Origin of the sequence: Massilibacteroides vaginae (assembly GCF_900178525.1) — a bacterium.
Lineage (GTDB): Bacteria > Bacteroidota > Bacteroidia > Bacteroidales > Tannerellaceae > Massilibacteroides > Massilibacteroides vaginae.
In genome coordinates this window covers 1-4,546 of record NZ_FXDJ01000004.1, presented here as the reverse complement: position 1 = coordinate 4,546, position 4,546 = coordinate 1, and the positions used below count along the sequence as shown (strand labels likewise).

General features: G+C 43.3%; 1 protein-coding gene. It reads left to right on the top strand.

Annotation, left to right across the window (positions count from 1 at the left end; all coding sequences use genetic code 11):
* Window positions 1-827 precede the first annotated feature (827 nt).
* Window positions 828-4,058, top strand: a complete 3,231-nt coding sequence (locus B9Y81_RS00175; RefSeq protein WP_085534990.1) for a S41 family peptidase — start codon at window positions 828-830, stop codon at window positions 4,056-4,058.
* Window positions 4,059-4,546: the final 488 nt, after the last annotated feature.

Genomic DNA, 4,546 nt, shown 5'->3' with positions numbered 1-4,546 from the left:
CGCTTCGCTCAAACAACGATTTGTTTTTAACGCTCTCGCTCCGTGTTTTTCTTAACGCTCATCCAATGAGGCCGGTTTTTTCACGGCTCGCCGCTTATCGCGGCATCGCGCTCTTTTCCGGGTAGGAATCATCTTTTTTGTCATCTCGACATCTTTCCCCTGTCAACCCAACCGTTCCTCCCTGTCATCTCGACCGAAGTGGAGAGATCTCTGCATATAGCTTCGTTCAATAATAGTCACTTGGTATGAGATGTTTCGACAGGCTCAACATGACAATGGGGTGGTATGATACCCCTCAGCAAGTTCAGGGTGTCAGTGGATGGGTGTTTTTTTTGTGCAATTTGATAGTTGTTTTTTGTTTTGTTTCTGAGCCGTTTTTTTGTGGAAAATGTGTTATGGATTCATTTTGTGGTGGAATGTCTTAGCGGTCGTTTTAGGTGGGTTGGGGAGGTTCTTGGTTTTGCGGGAAAGTCATATAGTAATGTCTTTGGAAACATAAAGGATATTTTTTCTGAAATAAAGGATATGTTTTGAATGATATAGGTATGTGTTTTCTGAATTGTTACGGTGTTAAGTAGGCGGTTTTTGGGAAAAAATAGTATCTAAAGCTTATTTTTCGGTTTTGTTTGGGCTGTTTTGGTTAAATGAAACAAATGTTGGGGTATTGGCTGTTATAAAAATGGCTTAAAATGTGTCTAATTGTCAAAGTGAGTTGATTTTTTTGTTGTCTGTTTGTTGTGATTTATTCTACTAACAAAGGCGCTGATTCTTATAAACTAAGTCTTTGTTTTTAGTTAAGTTTGTGGCAGTATTAAAAATGTTGATTTATGGCGAATAAACTGTTTTTTTATTTAGTTCTTCTGATAGCTGTTCCTTCTCTTGCTTTTGCGGCAGAGGAAGCACGGCTTTTGAGATTCCCGTCTACGAATGGGAATGAGATTGTATTCTCTTATGCCGGTGATTTATATAAGGTGCCTGCGGTAGGGGGTGAGGCTAAAAGGTTGACGTCTCATGTGGGGTATGAAATGTTCGCGCGTTTCTCTCCGGATGGTAAGACGATTGCTTTTACGGGTCAGTATGATGGTAATACGGAAGTGTTTACAATTCCTTCAACCGGTGGTGAACCTTTGCGTGTAACGTATACGGCTACTAATCGTCGCGATGATCTGGGCGACCGGATGGGGCCTAATAATATTGTTATGGGCTGGACGCCGGACGGACAGCATATTGTTTATCGTAATCGTATCGGTGATGGGTTTACGGGCAAACTTTATACCGTAGATAAAGAAGGCGGACTTTCTGATGTTATTCCTTTGCCTGAAGGTGGATTTTGTAGTTATTCGCCTGATGGAAAGCGTTTGGCGTATAATCGGGTGATGCGTGAATTCCGTACCTGGAAGTATTATCAGGGAGGTATGGCGGATGATATATGGATTTATGACGCTGACGCTAAATCTGTTGTGAATATTACGGAGAATAACGCGCAGGATATAATTCCCATGTGGATAGGGGATGAGATATTCTTTATTTCGGACCGCGACCGGACGATGAATATTTTTGTATATAACACTAAAACAAAGCAGACGTCTAAAGTAACCGATTTTAAGGAATATGACGTGAAATTTCCCAGTGCCAACGGGAATACAATTGTGTTTGAAAACGGAGGTTATCTTTATAAAATGGACGCGACTGCAAAGCAACCGGAAAAGGTGAATATTACCCTCTCTTCTGATAATATCTATGCGCGCAATACGATTAAGAACGGGGCTGATTACATCACGAATGCCAGTCTTTCTCCTGCCGGAGAACGTTTGGTGGTTACGGCACGTGGTGAAATTTTTAATCTGGCAGCCGACAAAGGGGTAACCAAAAATATCACCCGTTCGCCCGGAGCGCATGATCGTGAAGCACAATGGTCTCCGGATGGTAAGTTTATCGCTTATATTTCTGACGCGACCGGCGAAACGGAATTATACCTGCAACCGGCAGAAGGCGGTGAAGCGGTGCAGCTAACGAAGGATAACACAACCTATATCCGTTCATTTGAATGGAGTCCGGATGCGTCTATGATTGTGTATACTGATCGCGCCAACCGTGTGAATTTGCTGACTGTTTCTGGTAAGCAATCAACTACCGTATTTCAAGATCCGATCGGTGAAATCAGAGACGTGACGTTCTCTCCGGACAATAAGTGGCTGACTTATTCCCGCACGGCTGAGAATAATATCAGCATTGTTTACGTTTATAATATCGCTTCCAAAAAGGAGTATCCCGTAACAGATAAGTGGTATGATTCTTATTCGCCAGTATTCAGTACCGACGGAAAATATTTGATTTTCACTTCTGCCCGTGATTTTAAACCTACTTACGGATCGCTCGAATGGAACCATGTTTATACAAGTATGGGCGGTGTTTATCTGGCGTTACTTGCCAATGAAACGCCTTCGCCGTTTTTAGAAGAAGACGCGATCTTAAAGGCGAAAAAAGAAGACACTAAAAAGGGGGATGAGGCAAAGAAAGATGCCGGCACAACATCCGATATAGTGGTGAAAATTGATGTGGAAGGTTTGACCGACCGTATTGTTGGTTTGCCGTTGAGCGCTTCCCGTTATGGCAATTTTTACGCTGCTGATTCAAAAATTTATTATTGGAGTGGGGGAGCGACCAAGGTATTCGACCTGAAAAAGCAAAAGGAGGAAACTATTGTAGAAGGGGCTTATATGTCTGTTGAGCCGGCAAGTAAGAAAGCTTTGTTTAGTAAAGGTAACGCGCTCTACGTGATGGATATTCCTTTCGGAAAAGTAGACCTGAAAGATGCGGTTAATACCTCGAATATGAAGATAACCGTAGATTTTACGCAAGAGTGGGCTCAGCTATTTGACGAAGCCTGGCGTGCTTTTCGTGATGGTTTTTATGTAGACAACATGCACGGTGTGGATTGGAAGGCGATGAAAACGAAATACAGTGTATTGTTGCCTTACGTAAAAACTCGTTTAGATTTGAACTACCTGATTGGTGAACTGATTGCAGAATTGAACTGTGGTCATGCTTATGTGAACCCGGGTGAAACAGATCGTCCGGAAAGAATCAGTACCGGTTTGTTGGGTGCTGAGATCTCTCGTGATAAGAGCGGATTTTTCCGTCTGGAGAAAATAATACCGGGTGCTTCCTGGAGTAAAGATCTTCGTTCGCCATTAACAGATGCGGGTGTGAATGCCAAGGCGGGTGAATATATTGTAGCAATTGACGGTATACCTACTAATTCTGTTAAGAATATGTATTCGTTATTGGTTGGTAAAGCCAACGTGCCGACAGAATTACTTCTGAACACAAAACCGCAAACCGCAGGCGCGAGAAAAGTGGTGATCAGTCCGCTTGCCGAAGAATATTCTTTATACCATTATAATTGGGTGCAGGATAACATCCGTAAGGTGGATAAAGCGTCTAACGGAAAAATTGGTTATATCTACATACCGGATATGGGTGTTGAAGGCTTGAATGAGTTTTCGCGCTACTTCTATCCGCAATTAGATAAAGAGGGTTTGATTATTGATGACCGGGCAAATGGTGGAGGCAATGTATCCCCGATGATATTGGAACGTTTGTCTCGTGAGCCTTATCGTCTTACTATGCGTCGTGGTTCGTCTCGCATCGGAACCGTTCCTGACGCGGTACAGGTAGGTCCTAAGGTTTGCCTCATCAATAAATATTCGGCATCTGATGGTGATCTTTTCCCTTGGGGATTCCGTGCTTTAGGTCTGGGTAAACTAATCGGTACTCGTACCTGGGGAGGTATTGTTGGGATAAGCGGTCCGCTTCCGTATATGGACGGAACGGATATTCGTGTTCCGTTCTTCACCAGTTTTGATGTTAAAACCGGCGAATGGATGATCGAAAACCACGGTGTTGATCCGGATATTTTGCTCGATAACGATCCTGTTAAAGAATGGAATGGCGAAGATGAGCAGTTGAATCGTGCTATAGAAGAGGTTATGAAAGAGTTGAAAAGCCGCAAGCCGCTTCACAAAGCTCCTGCGCCAAGGGTTTGGAATAAATAGATCAATTGGTCTTTACTTTTTTCCTATCATTAGATCCCTCCTTTTCGGTTATTCCACCGAAGCGGAGGGATTTCTGCATATCCTCTTTGTAATTCCAATCCACTTCTTTGTCAACCCAACCGTCCTCCCTATCATCTCGATCACCCCTCCTTTGTCATCTTGACTTCCCTTCCTTTGTCATCTCGACCACCCCTCCTTTGTCATCTCGACTTCCCTTCCTTTGTCATCTCGACCGAAGTGGAGAGATCTCTGCATATAGCTTCGTTAAAGAATAGTCTGATGGTATGAGATGCTTCGACAAGCTCAGCATGACAATGGGGTTGGTATGAGATGCTTCGACAGGCTCAACATGACAGTGGATGGGCAGGGTTTTAAGGGGTTTCACCCCTGTGACCCCACATCATTTTTTGGCTTGATCCAAAAAACGAAGCAAAAAAGATCAAGGCTGCACTTCCTTCGCTAAAAAACACTGCGCTTTCGCTAAACAA

What these genes read in the sequence shown, in the direction of transcription:
- B9Y81_RS00175 (WP_085534990.1), top strand. Translation starts at nt 828, where the DNA reads ATGGCGAATAAACTGTTTTTTTATTTAGTTCTTCTGATAGCTGTTCCT.